A 19,233-nucleotide genomic window follows, 5' to 3' on the forward strand; every position below is an offset into this window, starting at 1 on the left:
TGCGCGGCATTCGGTGCGCTCCGTCTTTCGGATCGACCTGCTGTATGTGGCTGTGGGCCTTGTAAATCAAGGTGTTCGGCGCAAGTGGCAGCTCTGCGCACCTTCGCCAAGCCCGGAAGGAGAAACCCATGGGACAGCGTACGCCTTTGTATGACCTGCATCTCGCCCTCGGCGCGAAAATGGTCGATTTTGGCGGTTGGGATATGCCTTTGCATTACGGCTCGCAGGTTGAAGAACACCATCAGGTGCGGCGCGACTGTGGGGTGTTCGATGTATCTCATATGACCGTAATCGATGTCACCGGCCCTCAGGCCAAGGAATGGCTTCAGCACCTGCTGGCCAATGATGTCGATCGATTGCACGGCTGCGGCCGTGCGCTGTACAGCGCCATGCTCAACGAGCAAGGCGGAGTGGTGGACGACATGATCGTCTACCGCACCGAAACCGGTTACCGGTTGGTGGTCAATGCCGCCACCCGCGATCAGGATATGGCCTGGATGCAGGCGCAACTGGGCGATTACCAGGTGCAGCTGCATGAGCGGTCCGAATTGGCCATGCTTGCCATCCAAGGGCCCCACGCCCGGCATAAAATCGCCGAACTGGTCACTCAGTCCCGTGGCATCCTGATCCACCAGCTCAAGCCGTTCGAAGGCCACGCCGACGGCGACTGGTTTATCGCCCGTACCGGCTACACCGGCGAAGACGGTCTGGAAATTGTCCTGCCCGCCGACCAGGCACCGGGTTTTTTCAACGATCTGGTGGGCGCGGGCATTTCACCTATCGGCCTCGGTGCCCGCGATACCTTGCGCCTGGAGGCCGGCATGAACCTGTACGGCCAGGATATCCATCAGCAGGTATCGCCCCTGGCGGCCAATATGGCCTGGAGCATTGCCTGGGAACCTGCCGGGCGCAATTTTATCGGTCGTGCTGCGCTGGAAGCGGAAAAGGCAGCCGGTGTGCAGTTCAAATTGGTCGGGCTGGTGCTGGAAGAGCGTGGAGTTTTACGCGCTCACCAGGTGGTTCGTATCGCCAATGTTGGCGAAGGAGAGATCACCAGTGGTAGTTTCTCGCCTACGCTAAGCAAATCCATTGCCCTGGCGCGCGTACCGGCGGCGACTGCCGACCGGGCCGAAGTGGAAATCCGCGGCAAGTGGTACCCGGTTCGAGTGGTCAAGCCGACCTTCGTACGCCATGGCAAAACCTTGATCTAACTATTTTCCGGCAGGCCAATGGCCGCTGACATTTCTTCTTGAGGACACAGACTATGAGCAATATCCCTGCCGACCTGCGTTTTGCCGAAAGTCACGAATGGGCCCGTCTGGAAGCTGATGGCACCGTGACTGTCGGCATCTCCGACCATGCACAGGAAGCTTTGGGTGATGTGGTGTTTGTTGAGTTGGCAGAGGTGGGTGCCAATTTTGAAGCGCAAGGCCAGGCGGGTGTGGTTGAGTCGGTGAAAGCTGCTTCGGATATCTACTCGCCGATTGCCGGCGAAGTGATTGCTGTCAACGAAGAGCTGAGTGGCAGCCCTGAGCTGCTGAACTCTGACCCTTACGGCGCCTGGATCTTCAAGCTCAAGCCAAGCGACAAGGCTGAACTGGACAAGCTACTCGACGCTGCCGGCTACAAAGCCGCTATCGGCGACTAAACGCAATAGCTGCAACAGCACACATCAATGTGGGAGCTGGCTTGCCTGCGATTGGATCACCCGTGTATCAGCGATACACCGAGGTGCCCGCATCGCAGGCAAGCCAGCTCCCACAGTTGATTGGGGTGTGCCTGCTGGTTGTGTTCAGTCTTTTTTCAGTACCGCTTTAACCGCCGCTACAGCCCGCTCCACATCTGCCTCTGTCATCGCCGTAAACATCGGCAACGACACGATCAAACGCCCAACACGCTCCGCCACCGGGAACATGCCTTCCTTGAAACCCTGTGTCCGATACAGGCTCAGCAAGTGGATCGGCGGGTAGTGATAGCCAATGCCAACGCCGTGGGCCTGCATCTGCTCCATGAACGTTGCGCGAGCAGGCAAGCCGTCTTGGCGCTCCGGCAACACCAGTTGGAACAGGTGCCAGTTGCTGTTCTCGAAGTCCGCCGGCGGCAGTTGCGCGCCATATTTCTCTTCGAAGTCACTGCCAAAACACTGGAAGTAGTGGCGTGCCAGGTGCTGGCGGTGGGCCGTGATCTTCTCGATATGTGCAAACTGCCCCAGGCCAATGGCGGCGGCGATGTCGGTCATGTTGAACTTGCCACCCAGGACATCCACATCCAGGCCATCGAAACCGGTGCGGGTCACGCCCTGCAGGCGATACTTCTCTGCCAGGCGAGCCTCCTCGGCGTTGTTCAACACCAGGCAGCCACCCTCGGATGAGGTGATGTTCTTGTTCGCCTGAAAGCTGAACGACACGAAGTCACCGGTTGCACCGATGCGTTCCCCGTCCCAGCTGGAGCCCAAGGCTTGCGCGGCGTCTTCGACGATACGCAGGTTGTACTTGTTGGCCAGCGCGTAAAGCATCGGCATGTCCAGGGGCAAGCCCGCCAGGTAGACCGGGATGATCGCTTTGGTACGTGGTGTGATTGCCGCCTCAACCTGGGCCAGGTCAATGTTGCGGGTAATCGGGTCGATATCGGCGAACACTGGAGTAGCGCCGACTTCGAGGATGACGTTGGCGGTGGCCACCCAGGAAATCGGTGTCGTGATGACTTCATCCCCAGGCCCGATACCGGCGATGCGCAAGGCGATCTCCATGGTGCAGGTGCCCGAGTTGAAGGTGCGCACCGGCCGCCCGCCAAAGTATTCCGACAACTGCGCCTCGAACGCCTGCACTTTTGGCCCGCTGGTGATCCAGCCGGATCGCAGGACATCGCCGACTGCCGAAATGGTGGCTTCATCAATGGTCGGTTTGGAAAACGGCAGGAAAGGCTGTTGGCTCATGACGAAGAAGGCATCCGTTCAAGATAGGCGATGAATGTTAAACGTGTCAGTAACGCATGGTTGCACGGCAAGACTGAATATAGCCTGTCGCTTATGAACGATTCGTCATAGGGCAGGCAAAAAAATGCCGCTTGAAAAAGCGGCATTTTTTATCGGTGCGGCTGTTACTCGGTTACAGCATTCTTCGCCAGGATGGCGTTAGCCAGTTCCATGTCCGTGGCCTGAAGGCCAGGGTTGTCGGCGCGGACCTTCTGCATGGCCGCTTCCAGGTACGGGCCGCGGATGCCGCCGTCGCTGGCGACGAAGCTGCCGGCGTCGTCCTGGGCGGCGACTACCAGCTTGTGGTCCTTGAATGTCAGGTAAGTCGAGCCAGTGGTGGCGCCCGACGAGATGACATTACGCCAAAAGCTATCGGCCATGGCTGAGCCGACAGGTAGGGAAAGCACAGCGAGGGTTGCGACAGCATATTTAAGACGCATGATGGGTGACTCCGGTGGGTTATCTGTACGTTTTGATTGTAGTTAAGTCGATCCAGTTCCATCACTGACTAAACAGTTTCAACCTCTAAAATCACCCCATCCTGGCCAACCACGCGTACTTGAGCGCCTGCTGGAGCATCGGCACCGGTGACCATCCACACGCCATCGCCGACTTTAATCTTGCCCCGGCCATCCACAATCGCCTGATGCACCATGAAGGTGCGCCCGATCAATTCGGAGCCACGCTCGTTCAACCCCGGTTGATCGCTGACCTTGGCGCTGCTGCGTTGGCGCTTCCACCAATACACGGCCGTCAGGATCGACAGCATGGCGAACAGCAGCAGCTGCCACTCAAGCCCGAGCGGCGGGACCAGGAACTTGATCACCCCCACTGCGGCCGCGGCGATACCCATCCACAGCAGGTACCCACCGGCGCCGAACACCTCAAGAATCAACAGCACAGTGCCCAGCGCCAACCAGTCCCAGAACGACAAATGCAGCAAAAAGTCCCACATGGTGTTGGCCTCAGCCTTTCTGGTTGCCGAAAGTCGCCTTGACGATTTCGCCGATACCGCCCACGGCGCCAATCACCTGGCTGGCTTCCAGCGGCATCAGGATGACCTTGCTGTTGTTGGCCGACGCCAGCTTGCCCAAGGCATCGATGTATTTTTGCGCGACGAAGTAGTTGACCGCCTGCACATTGCCCGACGCGATGGCTTCGGACACCACTTGTGTCGCCCGAGCTTCGGCCTCGGCCTGACGCTCACGCGCTTCGGACTCCAGGAACGCGGCCTGACGGCTACCTTCGGCTTCGAGGATCTGCGCCTGCTTCTTGCCTTCGGCGGTCAGGATTGCCGACGCACGCAGGCCCTCGGCTTCAAGGATCTGTGCACGCTTGATTCGCTCGGCTTTCATCTGGCCGGACATGGCGGCCATCAGGTCGGCGGGTGGGCTGATGTCCTTGATCTCGATACGGGTGATCTTGATGCCCCACGGCGCAGTGGCTTCGTCCACGGTGCGCAGCAGCTTCTCATTGATGCCATCACGCTGGCTGAGCATGGCATCAAGCTCCATGGAGCCCAGGACGGTACGGATATTGGTTTGCAGCAGGTTGCGGATCGCGTGTTCGAGGTTGTTGACCTCGTAGGCCGCCTGGGCGGTGTTGACCACCTGGAAGAAGCACACGGCATCGATCTGCACGGTGGCGTTGTCGGCAGTGATGACTTCCTGGGGCGGAATGTCCAGCACGCTTTCCATCACGTTGATCTTGCGACCGATGCGGTCCATGACCGGGATGATGATGTTCAGGCCGGGCTTGAGGGTGTTGGTGTAGCGGCCGAAACGTTCGACGGTCCATTGGTAGCCCTGGGGCACCACTTTGAAACCCATGAACAGGATGGCGATGGCCAAGCCCACGAAAAGAAGCAGTACGGTTCCGATCTGCATAGCGATTCCTTATCTGAAGATTTCAGTGAACGACGTTGGGCCGATTGTAGCGGTCTGGTCACCGATAAGGACGGTTTCACGGCCCAACAAATAAAGGATTTGTTTCTGAATCCCCAGGCGTGACCCGTAATATTTCCGTCATTGTGGTCACGCCGGCGTTCACTTTATCGATGCCGGCCATGCGCAAGCTGTTCATGCCCTGCGCGAGCGCCTCACGGCGTAGCGCCTGTATGTCCGTACCGGGAGTCACCAGCGCCTTGAGCGCTGGGTCCAACGGCATGATTTCATACAGCCCGGCTCGGCCTCGATAACCGCTGTCACGGCATTCCACACAACCGACGGCCTTGTAGCAGCCTATGTTCTCCACACCCGTCGGACGCTTGCAGTGGGTGCACAAAACCCTCACCAGACGCTGCGCCATGACGCCTATGAGTGTGGCCTTGATCAAATAATGAGCAATGCCAAGCTCCTGCAGTCGGCTGATGGCGCTGGGCGCATCGTTGGTATGCAGGGTCGAGAACACCAAGTGCCCGGTCAGTGCGGCCTGTATGGCCATTTCGGCGGTTTCCCGGTCACGGATTTCACCGATCATGATGATGTCCGGGTCCTGGCGCAGCAGGGCGCGGACGCCGCTGGCAAAGCTGAGGTCGATATTGTGTTGGACCTGCATTTGATTGAACGCCGGCTCGACCATTTCAATCGGGTCTTCTACCGTGCACAGGTTGACCTCTCGGGTCGCCAGTTGCTTGAGGGTGGTGTAGAGGGTGCTGGTCTTGCCCGAGCCGGTCGGGCCTGTGACCAGGATGATGCCGTTGGCTTGCCCAGTCATGGCGTGCCAGCGCTGCTGATCGGCGCTCGACAAGCCCAACTGGTCGAAGTCCTTGAGCAGCACCTGAGGGTCAAAAATCCGCATCACCAGCTTTTCGCCAAACGCCGTCGGCAGGGTCGAAAGGCGCAATTCCACTTCGGCGCCTGCCGGGTTCCTGGTCTTGACGCGACCATCCTGGGGTTTGCGTTTCTCGGCCACATTCATTCGCCCAAGACTTTTCAAGCGGCTGACCACTGCGGTGGTGACCTGAGGCGGAAATTGATAGACGTCATGCAACAGCCCGTCGATGCGAAAACGCACCCGGCCCTGATCGCGACAGGGTTCGATATGAATATCGCTGGCCCGTTGGGCAAAGGCGTACTGCAACAGCCAGTCGACGATATTGACGATATGCGCGTCATTGGCATCGGGCTCCTTGTCGCTGGCGCCGAGGCTGAGCAGTTCGACGTTGCCGGGTATCGCCATTTTCTGATCGGCGCCGCTGACTGACTTGGCCAAGCGGTAAAACTCGTGGAGGCAACGCTGGATTTCGCGGGGGTTGGCCACCACGCGCTTGATGGTGCGTTTGAGCACTTGAGCGAGCCCGGCTTCCCAGGCGCTGATATACGGCTGGGCGCTGGCGATCGTGACGCTTTGGGCATCCACGGCGACCGCAAGAATGCCGTGGCGCTGGGCGAAGGCATGGGACATCAACGGCACCACGCTCGCCACGTCGATCTTCAACGGGTCGATGCGCAGGTAAGGCTGACCTGCATGTTGTGCCAGCCATTGGGTCAGGGTCTCAAGACAAGGGCCTTGGGCTGCGATGCATTCCAGGGGATGTTGAGTGCAAGATGCTGCCTGAATGCTATGTGCCGCCTGCGCGGTAATCAGCCCTTGCTCGATCAACGCCGGCAATAACTGGTGCAGTTCCAAGGGGTGGTCGAGGGAGGCAGCGGTCATGCAGGTTTCCTGGGCGGTTTGGGGTGTAATCCCAGACTAGTCAGCCGCTGGAAATCCTCGTTCCCAGGTGTATTGCAGGTTTTTACCGCGCGGTCGCCGCCAGTGCCTGAGGCCGCTCGGCATCAGCCGGCCACAACTCCAGGTCGCAGACACTGATCAGGTTTCGAATCTTTTCACCGATGACTTGGGCACGGTGCCAGCTAAGGCCGTCGATCACGATATCGATATTCAGCAGGTCGGCGTCCCGGCTCATATTGACGTGGGCTGGCGTCAGGAACTGCAGCGCAAAGTAGTTCAGCACCCGGCACAGCACGTCGGGCTCAGCCTCGGCGACGATCCGATAGTGCGCCTGACACTGGGCGCTGTTGACGGCCCACGCATCGACGCGGGTGACAGGGTGGGCGGTTTCGACGGCGTGCATACTGACTCTCCAAAATCGACTGGAGGAATTTTCACATTCGCCTACGGAGATTTCTTATCTAAGATGAGCCTTATTGGCGCATTATCGAATCAATCAATTCAAAAAATACACACCCACAGGTATTTCTATGCACAGCGAGTTGGACGTCTACGATCGCCGCATTCTGGCCCTGCTGCAAGAGGACGCCTCGCTCTCCAGCGCACAGATCGCCGAGCAGGTCGGCCTGTCGCAGTCTCCGTGCTGGCGACGCATTCAGCGGCTCAAGGAAGAGGGCGTGATCCGGGGCCAGGTCACCCTCTTGGACCGCAAGAAAATCGGGCTCAACACGCAGATTTTCGCCGAGATCAAACTCAACGCTCACGGCCGCTCCAACTTCACTGAGTTCACCGAAGCGATTCGCGGATTTGCGGAGGTGTTGGAGTGTTATGTGCTGATGGGGTCGGTGGATTTTCTGCTGCGCATCGTCACTTCGGACATCGAGGCGTATGAGCGGTTTTTCTTCGAGAAGTTATCGATGGTGCCGGGGATCCAGGAGGTCAACTCCATCGTGGCGTTGTCGGAGATCAAGTCCACCACTAGCTTGCCAGTATTGCGCTGACAGGGCGGGCCTCATCGGGAGCAAGCCCCCTCCCACACAATGTGGGAGGGGGCTTGCTCCCGATGGCGTTTTTACAGGCGCAGGAGGGTCTTCCAGGCCCGGTTCTGATACACCGCAATCGCCTGGTGCATACGCGCATCCAGCGATTCATCGGTGATCGGCTGGTTAGCCAACTGCGCCAGCTTGTTCAGCTCGCCGTACAAACGGTCCAGTTCCGCAATGTCTACCACATGGCGCGCATGGTGCAGCCAGGCCTGGATGCGTTCGATGCGCGGCAGTTGCTCGGCCAGGTCTTCGGGCTGTTGCTGGTAGCGCGGCAGTTGCAGGGCGACGGCGTCGTCGGCCAGCAGGCGTGGCAGCCAGTTGGTGATTTGCGCAGCGCCCTGGCGGTTGCCGCGCACGTTACGCTCGGCGGTCCAGGTGCGGGCCAGCAGCCAGCGCGAGGTGTTCAGTGAGAACAGGCCCCAGCGTACGTCTTGCAACTCTTCAATGAACTGCTCCGGCGCGGCTTTGCGAATGTCTTCATCGTCGTCACCGGCCTGGACCAGCGGACGCCAGTCTTCCAGCAGTGCATCCAGGGCGCTGCGCAGTTCGCTGGTGGATTGGCGCGGCGCGGCCTGGCCGAGGCTGCCGATCAGCGCGCGCAACTCACCCAGGTTCTCGACCCAGTCCTGCAGCAAGCGCCAGTGGCCGTTGAAACGGTATTGCTCGGCCAGGCGCTGGCTGCTGCCCAACAGGTGCCACATGATTGCGGCGAAAGCATCATCCAAAGGCATTTCGGCGTGGATCTGCGGTGCCGGCAGGCTCAAGGAGTAGCTGCTCGCGTCATACAGGCGGTAGCCGCGCTCGGCTTTGCTGATGTCACAGGGCATCAGGGCCAGGGTCGCAGCCAGTTCGGCGGCCAGCTCCAGCAGGGCGGCGGGTTCGCCTTCGCGCAATTCCAGTTCCAGCTCGCAGATTTCTTCCTTCTGCTTGCCGACCACCACATGGCCCAGGTCCAGGGCGGCTTCGATCACCACCTTGGCCTTGCCACGGCCCCAGGCGATTTCGGCGCGTTCACGCACGAAGTCGGTGGTGAAGATCGGCTTGAGGGTCTTTTTGTCCAACTCGGCCAGTTGCTCGGGCCAGCACTCGCCGTCGAGTTTCTTCACATCGAGTTTGGCTTTGGGCAGGTCCCAGTTGTACTCGTTGCGTTCCGACAAGCCGGCGACGCTTTGGCCACGTGTCTTGAGGGTTTGAATGATGTCGTCACCGTCCTTGCGCAGGCGCAGGGCGACCTTGGCCTGCGCCAGGTCGCGCTCGGGGGTGTCGAAGTACTGATTCATCAACTCACGGCGTTCCCAGCCACTTTTGTTGCGTTTTTTCAGTAGCGGGTGCTCACGTAGCGCGGCGAGTGTTTCGCGGCTGACGCGGAGCTTGATTTCGGTTTCTTTCTGCATGGCCGGAAAATCCAGGATCGGGAGCGCAGCCGGGGAAAAGTGTGGCTGCCAAGGTCGTGCAGTGTACAGGACTGAGCCCGGCAACGTGCCGCAACGGTTTATTGTATTGGGCAGATGCCTCTATAGTGAGATTCATCCGGGAAGTTGGGAGACCGCGCATGCCGTTACCGTCCATGAAAGAGCAGTTCGCCGCCTTGATCGCCGCGCCGTCGGTGAGTTGCACCCAAGCGTCTCTCGACCAGACCAACCGCCCGGTGATCGATCTGCTCGCCGCGTGGCTGGGCGACCTGGGTTTCGCTATCGACATCCAGCAAGTCAGCCCTGGCAAGTTCAACCTGCTCGCCAGTTTCGGCAGCGGCCCCGGTGGCTTGGTGTTGGCGGGCCATAGCGATACGGTTCCTTATGATGCGGCACTGTGGAAGACCGATCCGCTCAAGCTGACGGAAGTCGATGGTCGTTGGGTGGGGCTGGGCAGTTGCGACATGAAAGGATTTTTTGCCCTGGCCATTGAAGCGGTGTTGCCGTTGCTCGACCAGCCGTTCAAGCAGCCGCTGCTGATCCTCGCCACCTGTGACGAGGAAAGCTCCATGTCCGGCGCGCGTGCCCTGGCCGAGGCGGGGAGGCCGTTGGGACGGGCGGCGGTGATTGGCGAGCCAACTGGGCTCAAGCCGATCCGCCTGCACAAAGGCGTGATGATGGAGCGCATCGACATCCTCGGCCGCAGCGGCCACTCGTCGGACCCAAGCCTGGGCCACAGCGCCCTCGAAGCCATGCACGATGCCATCGGCGAACTGCGCGGCCTGCGCCTGGCCTGGCAGCGCGAATACCGCAACGCGCAATTCAGCGTGCCGCAGCCGACCATGAACTTCGGCTGTATCCACGGCGGCGACAACCCTAATCGCATCTGCGGCCAGTGCTCCCTGGAGTTCGACCTGCGACCTTTGCCGGGCATGGACCCCGAGGTGCTGCGTGCGGCGATCCGGCAGAAGCTCGAACCCTTGGCCGAGCGTCATAAGGTCAAGATCGACTACGCGCCGCTATTCCCCGAAGTGCCGCCTTTCGAGCAGCCCGAAGACACCGAGTTGGTGCGGGTGGCGGAACGGTTGACCGGTCATCGTGCCGAAGCAGTAGCGTTCGGCACCGAAGCGCCTTATCTTCAGCGCCTTGGTTGTGAAACCCTGGTGCTTGGCCCCGGCGACATCGCCTGCGCCCACCAGCCGGGCGAGTACCTCGAAATGTCACGCTTGACGCCTACAGTGCGTCTATTGCGGGAACTGATCGAACATTACTGCCTGAAACCTGCATAAATTAACCTTTGCCCATTCGTACATAAGGAGAGCGAGCGTGTCGCCAAGCCTGTTCCGACGATAACCATCAGCCCGCTGTGCGTTTTTGCGACTCATCCTTTTTCGGCTGCTTTTTATTACAGGCCCAGGTGTTATGCCCGAATACGTTAATTGGCTTCGTCACGCTTCGCCCTATATCAACGCCCACCGCGACTGCACCTTTGTGGTCATGCTGCCTGGCGACGGTGTGGAACATCCCAACTTCGGCAATATCGTCCACGACCTGGTGCTGCTCCACAGCCTGGGTGTGCGGCTGGTGCTGGTGCACGGTTCGCGTCCGCAGATTGAAACCCGCCTTGAAGCACGCGGCCTGACCCCGGCTTACCACGAAGGCTTGCGGATCACCGATGCGGCGACGCTGGAGTGCGTGATCGACGCGGTCGGCCATCTGCGTATCGCCATCGAAGCGCGCCTGTCCATGGACATGGCCTCGTCGCCCATGCAGGGCTCGCGCCTGCGCGTGGCCAGCGGCAACCTGGTGACGGCGCGGCCGATTGGCGTGCTTGAGGGCGTTGACTATCACCACACCGGCGAAGTACGCCGGGTCGACCGCAAGGGCATCAACCGCCTGCTGGACGAGCGCTCTATCGTGTTGTTGTCGCCGTTGGGTTACTCGCCTACCGGTGAAATCTTCAACCTGGCCTGCGAAGACGTCGCCACCCGCGCCGCCATCGACCTGGGTGCCGACAAATTGCTGCTGTTCGGCGCCGATCCCGGCCTGATCGATGAGAACGGCCGTCTGGTACGTGAATTGCGCCCACAGCAAGTGCCTGCGCACCTGCAACGCCTGGGCAGCAACTATCAAGCCGAGCTGCTCGATGCCGCTGCCGAAGCCTGTCGGGGTGGAGTAGGGCGCAGCCATATCGTCAGCTACGCCGAAGATGGCGCCTTGCTCACCGAGCTGTTTACCCGTGACGGCGGCGGTACGCTGGTGGCCCAGGAGCAATTCGAACTGGTGCGTGAAGCGGCGATTGAAGACGTCGGCGGTTTGCTGGACCTGATCAGTCCGCTGGAAGAGCAGGGCATTCTGGTGCGTCGTTCGCGGGAAGTGCTGGAGCGGGAGATCGAACAGTTCAGCGTGGTCGAGCGCGAAGGCATGATCATCGCGTGCGCAGCGCTGTATCAGATTGCGGATTCGGATGCGGGCGAGCTGGCGTGCCTGGCGGTTAACCCGGAGTACCGCCACGGCGCGCGCGGCGATGTGTTGCTCGAACGCATCCAGACCCGTGCACGTGCGCAGGGGTTGAAGACCTTGTTCGTGCTCACCACGCGCACGGCCCACTGGTTCCGTGAGCGCGGTTTTGTGCCGAGCAGCGTGGACCGCCTGCCGTCGGCGCGTGCGTCGCTGTACAACTATCAGCGCAACTCCAAGATCTTTGAAAAGGCCCTGTAAAAGAGTACGGCTCTGTGTGGGAGCTGGCTTGCCTGCGATAGCCATAGGTATCTACACAACTCTGTAGCGCCAACGGTAACCACGATGCGAAGCGAGCCGCTGTAGATCTTGATCTGCTTTTGATCTTGATCTCAGGCGCCCCGTTAAACCACGCTGGCCGAACGCAGGCTTGAATTCGTGGGTAACCCGGCAGGACGCCGGGTTAGCCGCCCCGCGCCATGGATGGCGCGTGGCGGCGGCCCACGGATTCAAGCCTGCGTTCGGGCACACCGAGCCTAAGCGAGGTGCCGAGTGGTGGGGTAAGAGCGTTTTGCTTACTTTTGCGCTTTTCAAAAGTGAGCCGCTGTCAGAGCGGAACCCTAGGTGGCCGTTACCGCAGGAATGGATATGTACACGGCCCAACTGTGTTGACTGTTAGGCCGTCTTCGCAGGCAAGCCAGCTCCCACATTTGGATTTCGGAGCGTCAGATGGATATGCGCCGGCTGTCAGGCCGTCACGGGAGCAAGCTCCCTCGCCACAGATTTAGCGTCGTGCCGAAGTTGTGTAGATACCTATGCTGCGATAGCAGCGCCTCGGTTTATCTGAACGACCGAGATGCTGGCATCGCAGGCAAGCCAGCTCCCACCGAAGACTGTATTTATTGTGTGATGAATTTGTCGGTCACATAGGCCGAATAATCCGGCAACACCGTCTCCACCTTGCCTTGCTCCTTCAAGAACTTCGCCGTCTCCCCAATCGCCTTCGCCGTGCCGCCCTTGAGCAGTGCTTCGGTCTGCTGCGCCTGTGCATCGGGGAACGTCGTGCCGGCCAGCAGCTCTGGAATGTCGACGGCGTTGGAGCCCGTCAATTTGGCGATCTTCTGCACCGGTTCCGAATCCACCGTCCAACTGTCTTTATGCGCGGCATAGTCGGCGAATGAATCGAGGGTGACCTTGGCGAACCTGGCCACTACCTCAGGATGTTTTTCCGCGAAATCCTTGCGCGCGACCCACACTTCAAACGTCGGTGCGCCCCACTGGCCCACCTGCGCCGCATCGGTCAGGGTTTTGCCGGTCTTGCGGATTTCGCCCAGGGCCGGTGACCACACGAATGCGCCGTCGATATCACCGCGCTTCCAGGCGGCGGCGATCTCGGCCGGTTGCAGGTTCACCACTTTGACTTGCTTAGTGTCCAGCCCCCAATGCTTCAGGGCGCCGAGCAGGCTGTAGTGGGAGGTTGAGACGAAGGGTGTGGCGATGGTTTTGCCGATCAGGTCTTCGGGTTTGTCGATGCCACTGCCATTACGCACTACCAGGGCTTCAGAAGCGTTGATCTGTGCCGATACGATAAACGCGACGATGGGTAGATTGCGCGAAGCGGCTGCGGCGAGGGGGCTGGAACCGAGGTTGCCGATTTGTACATCACCCGATGCAATGGCCGTGACCACCTCCGGCCCACTGTTGAACCGGCGCCAGGCGATTTTCTCACCAATGGTTTTTTCGTAGAGGCCGTCGGCCTGGGGGACTTTGCTGGGATCGATGCCGGTCTGGTAGCCGACCGTCAAATCGGCTGCGCTGACACCAAAAGAAAGTAATACCGATACAAAAACTGTAACAAATTGACGGGAGGATGTGCGTTTGGCCATGATGGCGTCGCCTTTTTGATCGTGAGTGACGTATGCAACCGTACCGTCACACTAATCGATCTAAAAAAGCACTGGTAAATACCCTTTAGGAATTAGCTTATGGAGCGGTTCGTGTCACTCGACCCACCCGCTTCACGCATCCGCTTATTCCCGAATCGTATGAAAAAGAATGAAACAATTCTTTTTGGGTGTATGAAAAACTCATTACCCTGCAGGGACCAAATCAACTGCGATTAGACGAAGGTAGTAGACACACAAGGTTACGATTGACTTGCTAGTCACTATCTGGCGCTAATCGCGCATCTGTGGATCCAGGGCGTCAGACCCGGGGCCAAAGAAATACAAAAATTAGAAACGAGAGGAGCGGTACATGAAGAAGTCCACCTTGGCTGTGGCTGTAGCTTTGGGCGCAATCGCCCAGCAAGCAGGCGCCGCCGGTTTCATCGAAGACAGCAAGGCCACACTGGGCCTGCGTAACTTCTACATCAACACTGACAACCGCGAAGGCACGGCTAACCCGAGCAAGAACGAAGAGTGGGGCCAAGGCTTCGATCTGCGTTTCATCTCCGGTTACACCCAAGGCACCGTCGGCTTCGGTCTTGACGCTATCGGCCTGCTGGGTGTTCGCCTGGATTCCGGCGGCGGCACCAACGGCGCGACCGCCAGCTCGTATGGCGGCACCATCTTCCCGAGCAAGTCCAATGGCGAAGCCGTTGATAACTACTCCAGCCTGGGCCTGACCGCCAAAGCGAAGATCTCCCAGACCGAACTGAAGCTGGGTACCTTGCAGCCCAAGCTGCCGGTCATCGTGACCAACGATGGTCGTATGCTGCCGCAGACCTTCCAGGGTGGCCAGATCACCTCCAGCGACATCAAGGACCTGACCCTGGTTGCCGGCCAGATCGAAAAAGCCAAAGGCCGTAACTCCAGCAACAACGAAAGCCTGTCCATCTCCGGCGCCAACAGCCGCGGTGCGAACTGGCGTTCGAGCAACAAGTTCTACTACGCCGGTGGTGACTACAAGATCACCAAGGACCTGACCGCCCAGTACTACTACGGCAACCTGGAAGATTTCTACAAGCAACACTTCCTGGGCCTGACCCACAACTGGGCTATCGGCCCTGGCGTGCTGAAGTCTGATCTGCGTTACTTCAACAGCTCCGACGATGGTAACAACGGCAACCAGTCCGCCTACTTCTCCACAGGCAACTACGGTGGCGTCAACTCCGGTCGTGGCAAAGTCGACAACAACCTGTACAGCGGCCTGTTCCTGTACTCGGTTGCCGGTCACACCTTCGGTGGCGGTTACCAGGTCAGCAACGGCAGCAGCGACTTCCCTTGGCTGAACCAGGGTGACGGCTCGTCGGCCTACATCACTACCGACATGCAGATCCAGAAGTTCGCCCGTGCCGGCGAGCGTACCTGGCAAGCTCGCTACTCCTACGACTTCGCCAAGGTGGGCGTACCTGGCCTGACCGCTGGTGTGGTTTACCTGAAGGGTGATCATATCGACACCGTTGCCAGCAACCGTGCCGAGTTCACCGGCCAGTCCGAGTGGGAACGTGACATCACTGTTGCCTACGTCGTACCGGAAGGTCCGCTGAAAAACGTCGGCGTGGCGTGGAAAAACGCTATGTGGCGCAGCGACATCGCCAACGCACGTAACCAGGACGAAAACCGCCTGATCGTCAGCTACTCGATCCCGCTGTTGTAAGCCTGTAAAGCCTTGCCCGGCGCAATGCCGGGCAAGGTGTACTGCTTTCAAGTCGGGCTCAACCCCCGCAAGCCCTTCCTGAAACCCTCTTTACTACAGCGACTCAAGGCCTTCTCGAACCTTGAAAACCATGTTGATCTTCGCTTGTGCCCAAGTCCAATGAACACATTTTTAATATTCCTTTATCGTCTAGATAAATCTATATTTATTCTTTTTAAATAATTTCAAATCCATGCACAGTGGGCTCCATAAGCACTCATCAGGAGCCACACCATGAGCCTAAGACTGGGCGACATCGCCCCCGACTTCGAACAGGATTCCAGCGCCGGCAAGATTCGCTTCCACGAATGGCTGGGCGACAGCTGGGGTGTGTTGTTTTCCCACCCGGCAGACTTCACCCCGGTGTGCACCACCGAGCTGGGCTTCACCGCCAAGCTCAAGGACGAGTTTGCCAAACGTGGCGTCAAGGCCATCGCCCTGTCGGTAGACCCGGTGGACTCGCATCACAAGTGGATCGAAGACATCAATGAGACCCAGAACACCGTGGTCAACTTCCCGATCCTGGCCGACGCCGACCGCAAGGTCTCGGACCTCTACGACCTGATCCATCCCAACGCCAGTGACACCCTCACCGTGCGCTCCTTGTTCGTGATCGACCCGAACAAAAAGATCCGCCTGACTATCACCTACCCGGCCAGTACCGGGCGCAACTTCCATGAAATCCTGCGGGTGATCGACTCGCTGCAACTGACCGACAACCACAAGGTCGCCACGCCGGCCAACTGGCAGGATGGGGATGAGGTAGTGATCGTGCCGTCGCTCAAGGACGAGGAAGAGATCAAGAAACGCTTTCCCAAGGGCTATCGCGCGGTGAAGCCGTACCTGCGCCTTACCCCACAACCCAATCGTTAAGGCGGATATCGCCATCGCGGGCCCGGCTCCCACAGTTGACCGCATTCCCCTGTGGGAGCCGGGCTTGCCCGCGATGGCGGCCTCATGAACAGCAAAGGCATCAAGTTGCAAACCGTCTCACACAGCAGGGGTTTTCAGGCCGTTTTGACGGCCTTTTTTTTCGCCTGGCGATTGGTTGAACGCTTATGTATTTATGGAATAAACAAATGAATAAATAAGATTTATAGATATATAAATCTACTGATATGGTCTGTTCCATCTTGGCGCCATCGCTGCACAGCGAAACGCCGACACTTGCTCAAGGAATTTCCTACATGCTGGTCGTAACACTTGGAGGCAGTCCCAGCCAGCGTTCGCGCTCCGGGGTGTTGCTGGATAAAACCCGTCAGTGGCTGCAAGAGCAGGGCGTAGAGGTGGTGAGTTATCAGATACGCGACTTCCCGGCTGAAGATTTGCTGCACGCACGGTTCGACAGCCCCAAGGTCATCGACCTGCTGCAACAGGTCGCCAATGCCGACGGCCTGGTGATCGCCACACCGGTGTACAAGGCATCGTTCTCCGGTGCGCTGAAAACCGTGCTGGACCTGCTGCCCGAACGTGCCCTGGCCCATAAGGTGGTATTGCCGATGGCTACCGGCGGCAGCATTGCCCACATGCTGGCGGTGGACTACGCCCTGAAGCCGGTGCTGTCGGCTCTCAAAGCCCAGGAATTGCTCCACGGCATTTTCGCCGAAGACAGCCAGATCGCTTACGGCGAAGGCAGCGTCCAGGCGCAGTTGGTGCCGGTGCTTGAGAAACGTTTGCACGAAGCCCTGGAGCAGCTCTACAGCGCCATGGCGCGGCGCCCGAAACCGCTGGATCCGGACGTGTTGAATGAACGTTTGTTGAGTGCTCGCTGGAGCATCTGAGCCTTACCCCCGAATCGAGAAATACTCACCTTACTCAGCCGCCAACGGCCAAGCAGGTGCAGCCAAAACCCTAATCGCAACTGTGGAGAGAGCGCCATGCGCACTGTCATCTTGCGTCGTGGTCTGGTCGCACTGTTTGCTGCGGCTGTGTCCTTCGGCGCCATCGTTCAAGCCCAAGCCGCCGAGACCCTGCGGATCGGTTATCAGAAATACGGCACCCTGGTGCTGCTCAAGGCCAAGGGCACCCTGGAAAAACGCCTGGCCGCACAGGGCGTGCAGGTGCAGTGGACCGAGTTCCCCGGTGGCCCGCAATTGCTTGAGGGCCTGAATGTCGGCTCCATCGACTTTGGCGTCACCGGTGAAACCCCGCCGGTGTTTGCCCAGGCGGCCGGCGCGGATCTGCTCTACGTTGCCTACGAACCGCCGGCGCCCACCAGTGAAGCGATCCTGGTGCCCAAAGACTCACCGATCAAATCGGTGGCAGAGTTAAAAGGCAAAAAGGTGGTGCTCAACAAAGGCTCCAACGTGCACTACTTGTTGGTGCGCGCTTTGGAAGATGCCGGCCTCAACTACACCGACGTGAAGACGGTGTTCCTGCCGCCGGCCGATGCGCGTGCTGCGTTCGAGCGCGGCAGCGTGGATGCCTGGGTGATCTGGGACCCTTACCAGGCCGCCGCCGAGAAACAATTGCAAGCGCGCACCCTGCGCGACGGCACCGGTATTGCCGACAACCACCAGTTCTACCTGGCCACCAAACCCTACGCCGAACAGCACCCTGAAGTGATCAGGGCGCTGGTGGAAGAAGTGCGCGCGGTGGGCGAGTGGTCCAAGGCCAACCCGCAGGAAGTCACCGAACAAGTGGCGCCACTGCTGGGCCTGCCCGCCGACATCACCCTGACCTCGGTGAAACGCCAGGGCTACGGTGCGCTGTTCCTGACCCCGGAAGTGGTCGCCGCCCAACAGAAAATCGCCGACAGCTTCTATCAGCTCAAATTGATCCCCAAACCCTTGAGCATCAAGGACGTGATCTGGACGCCGCCTGCCGCTGTTGCCAAAGCGCCTTAATTCGATTTCTTCAGGAGACAACTCCAATGAGCCTCAATATTTTCTGGTTCCTGCCTACCCACGGCGACGGCCATTACCTTGGCACCGCTGAAGGCGCTCGCGCCGTCGATCACGGTTACCTGCAACAAGTGGCCCAGGCCGCCGACCGGCTGGGTTTCGGCGGGGTGTTGATCCCTACCGGGCGCTCTTGCGAAGACTCCTGGCTGGTGGCCGCCTCGCTGATTCCCGTGACTCAGCGCTTGAAGTTCCTGGTCGCACTGCGCCCCGGGATCATTTCGCCAACGGTGGCCGCACGCCAGGCTGCGACCCTGGACCGCCTGTCCGGTGGCCGAGCGTTGTTCAACCTGGTAACTGGTGGTGACCCGGAAGAGCTGGCCGGCGACGGCTTGTTCCTCAGCCACGAAGAACGCTATCAGGCCTCGGTGGAGTTCACGCGCATCTGGCGCCGCGTGCTGGAAGGCGAAACCGTGGACTACGACGGCGAGCACATCAGCGTCAAAGGCGCCAAGCTGCTCTACCCACCGGTCCAGCAACCGCGCCCGCCGCTGTACTTCGGCGGTTCTTCCGAAGCGGCCCAGGACCTGGCGGCCGAGCAGGTGGAAATGGTCCTGACCTGGGGCGAGCCACCGGCCGCCGTGGCGGAAAAAATTGCCCAAGTGCGCGCCAAGGCCGAGAAGCTCGGGCGTACCCTGCGCTTCGGCATTCGCCTGCATGTGATCGTGCGTGAGACCAACGAAGAGGCCTGGAAAGCCGCCGACAAACTGATCTCCCACCTGGACGACGACACCATTGCCCGCGCCCAGGCGTCCCTGGCGCGTTTCGATTCGGTCGGTCAGCAACGCATGGCCGCTTTGCATGGCGGTAGCCGTGACAACCTGGAAGTCAGCCCCAACCTGTGGGCCGGCGTCGGCCTGGTACGTGGCGGAGCAGGCACGGCGCTGGTCGGCGATGGCCCTACCGTGGCGGCGCGGGTCAAGGAATACGCGGACCTGGGTATCGACACCTTTATCTTCTCCGGTTATCCACACCTGGAAGAGTCGTATCGGGTCGCCGAACTGTTGTTTCCGCATCTGGATATCGAACGTCCCGAGTTGCCCAAAAGCGCCGGTTACGTCAGCCCGTTTGGCGAGATGGTCGCCAACGACATCCTTCCCAAAGCTGCGTCACAGAGTTGAGGCGCC

The 19,233-nt window shown here is 59.7% G+C and carries 18 protein-coding genes; 10 read left to right on the forward strand and 8 right to left on the reverse strand.

The window, feature by feature from the left end; all coding sequences use genetic code 11:
* Nucleotides 1-128 precede the first annotated feature (128 nt).
* Both gcvT and gcvH read left to right on the forward strand, forming a co-directional pair.
* Nucleotides 129-1,211, forward strand: coding sequence for a glycine cleavage system aminomethyltransferase GcvT (gcvT, locus tag QMK52_RS08465; RefSeq protein WP_005792381.1), 1,083 nt, complete (start codon nucleotides 129-131; stop codon nucleotides 1,209-1,211).
* Nucleotides 1,212-1,264: 53 nt separating this feature from the next.
* Entirely contained in the window at nucleotides 1,265-1,648 is a 384-nt protein-coding gene (gcvH, locus tag QMK52_RS08470) for a glycine cleavage system protein GcvH (protein WP_005792380.1), read from the forward strand.
* Between the two features lie 144 nt (nucleotides 1,649-1,792).
* Here gcvH and QMK52_RS08475 read toward each other — a convergent pair whose 3' ends face one another.
* From QMK52_RS08475 to QMK52_RS08500, 6 genes are all read right to left on the reverse strand, one after another.
* Nucleotides 1,793-2,935, reverse strand: a complete 1,143-nt coding sequence (locus QMK52_RS08475) for a DegT/DnrJ/EryC1/StrS family aminotransferase (protein ID WP_005792378.1) — start codon at nucleotides 2,933-2,935, stop codon at nucleotides 1,793-1,795.
* Between the two features lie 164 nt (nucleotides 2,936-3,099).
* Nucleotides 3,100-3,414: a DUF2388 domain-containing protein gene (locus QMK52_RS08480; protein WP_003176799.1), complete on the reverse strand. Its 315-nt coding sequence runs from the start codon at nucleotides 3,412-3,414 to the stop codon at nucleotides 3,100-3,102.
* Nucleotides 3,415-3,482: 68 nt separating this feature from the next.
* On the reverse strand, nucleotides 3,483-3,929 hold the full coding sequence (locus tag QMK52_RS08485) for an NfeD family protein (RefSeq protein ID WP_005792377.1): 447 nt from the start codon (nucleotides 3,927-3,929) through the stop codon (nucleotides 3,483-3,485).
* A gap of 10 nt (nucleotides 3,930-3,939) precedes the next feature.
* The gene (locus QMK52_RS08490) at nucleotides 3,940-4,860 is read right to left on the reverse strand and encodes an SPFH domain-containing protein (protein ID WP_003195285.1); all 921 of its coding nucleotides are present in this window, start codon (nucleotides 4,858-4,860) and stop codon (nucleotides 3,940-3,942) included.
* Between the two features lie 76 nt (nucleotides 4,861-4,936).
* Nucleotides 4,937-6,631: a GspE/PulE family protein gene (locus QMK52_RS08495; RefSeq protein ID WP_005792376.1), complete on the reverse strand. Its 1,695-nt coding sequence runs from the start codon at nucleotides 6,629-6,631 to the stop codon at nucleotides 4,937-4,939.
* Nucleotides 6,632-6,713: 82 nt separating this feature from the next.
* A complete protein-coding gene (locus QMK52_RS08500) occupies nucleotides 6,714-7,052 on the reverse strand; it encodes a hypothetical protein (RefSeq protein ID WP_005792374.1) in 339 nt (112 codons plus the stop codon).
* 127 nt (nucleotides 7,053-7,179) lie between these two features.
* Here QMK52_RS08500 and QMK52_RS08505 point away from each other — a divergent pair, with 127 nt between their 5' ends.
* On the forward strand, nucleotides 7,180-7,650 hold the full coding sequence (locus tag QMK52_RS08505) for an Lrp/AsnC family transcriptional regulator (RefSeq protein WP_005792372.1): 471 nt from the start codon (nucleotides 7,180-7,182) through the stop codon (nucleotides 7,648-7,650).
* Nucleotides 7,651-7,721: 71 nt separating this feature from the next.
* On the opposite strand, the gene QMK52_RS08510 is transcribed toward QMK52_RS08505, so the two are convergent.
* Nucleotides 7,722-9,089, reverse strand: a complete 1,368-nt coding sequence (locus QMK52_RS08510) for an inorganic triphosphatase (RefSeq protein ID WP_005792371.1) — start codon at nucleotides 9,087-9,089, stop codon at nucleotides 7,722-7,724.
* A 158-nt stretch (nucleotides 9,090-9,247) separates the two neighbouring features.
* Between QMK52_RS08510 and argE the strand changes: the two genes are divergently transcribed.
* Together argE and argA are read left to right on the forward strand one after the other, a co-directional pair.
* Nucleotides 9,248-10,396: an acetylornithine deacetylase gene (gene argE, locus QMK52_RS08515; protein WP_005792369.1), complete on the forward strand. Its 1,149-nt coding sequence runs from the start codon at nucleotides 9,248-9,250 to the stop codon at nucleotides 10,394-10,396.
* Between the two features lie 133 nt (nucleotides 10,397-10,529).
* A complete protein-coding gene (gene argA, locus QMK52_RS08520; RefSeq protein ID WP_005792368.1) occupies nucleotides 10,530-11,828 on the forward strand; it encodes an amino-acid N-acetyltransferase in 1,299 nt (432 codons plus the stop codon).
* 638 nt (nucleotides 11,829-12,466) lie between these two features.
* Here the strand turns inward: argA and tauA are convergent.
* Nucleotides 12,467-13,453, reverse strand: coding sequence for a taurine ABC transporter substrate-binding protein (gene tauA / locus QMK52_RS08525; RefSeq protein ID WP_005792367.1), 987 nt, complete (start codon nucleotides 13,451-13,453; stop codon nucleotides 12,467-12,469).
* A gap of 370 nt (nucleotides 13,454-13,823) precedes the next feature.
* Between tauA and QMK52_RS08530 the strand changes: the two genes are divergently transcribed.
* The 5 genes from QMK52_RS08530 (at nucleotide 13,824) to ssuD (ending at nucleotide 19,227) form a co-directional block, all read left to right on the forward strand.
* Nucleotides 13,824-15,167, forward strand: coding sequence for an OprD family porin (locus QMK52_RS08530; RefSeq protein WP_005792366.1), 1,344 nt, complete (start codon nucleotides 13,824-13,826; stop codon nucleotides 15,165-15,167).
* Nucleotides 15,168-15,440: 273 nt separating this feature from the next.
* Nucleotides 15,441-16,079 carry a peroxiredoxin gene (locus QMK52_RS08535; RefSeq protein ID WP_003195267.1) on the forward strand — a complete coding sequence of 213 codons (639 nt, stop codon included), beginning with the start codon at nucleotides 15,441-15,443 and terminating at the stop codon, nucleotides 16,077-16,079.
* A 314-nt stretch (nucleotides 16,080-16,393) separates the two neighbouring features.
* Nucleotides 16,394-16,987, forward strand: a complete 594-nt coding sequence (gene ssuE, locus QMK52_RS08540) for an NADPH-dependent FMN reductase (RefSeq protein ID WP_320404011.1) — start codon at nucleotides 16,394-16,396, stop codon at nucleotides 16,985-16,987.
* A gap of 96 nt (nucleotides 16,988-17,083) precedes the next feature.
* Nucleotides 17,084-18,052, forward strand: a complete 969-nt coding sequence (locus QMK52_RS08545; RefSeq protein ID WP_032878852.1) for a sulfonate ABC transporter substrate-binding protein — start codon at nucleotides 17,084-17,086, stop codon at nucleotides 18,050-18,052.
* 26 nt (nucleotides 18,053-18,078) lie between these two features.
* On the forward strand, nucleotides 18,079-19,227 hold the full coding sequence (gene ssuD / locus QMK52_RS08550; RefSeq protein ID WP_005792361.1) for an FMNH2-dependent alkanesulfonate monooxygenase: 1,149 nt from the start codon (nucleotides 18,079-18,081) through the stop codon (nucleotides 19,225-19,227).
* Nucleotides 19,228-19,233 lie beyond the last annotated feature (6 nt).

Origin of the sequence: Pseudomonas sp. P9_2, assembly GCF_034008255.1 — a bacterium.
Lineage (GTDB): Bacteria > Pseudomonadota > Gammaproteobacteria > Pseudomonadales > Pseudomonadaceae > Aquipseudomonas > Aquipseudomonas synxantha_A.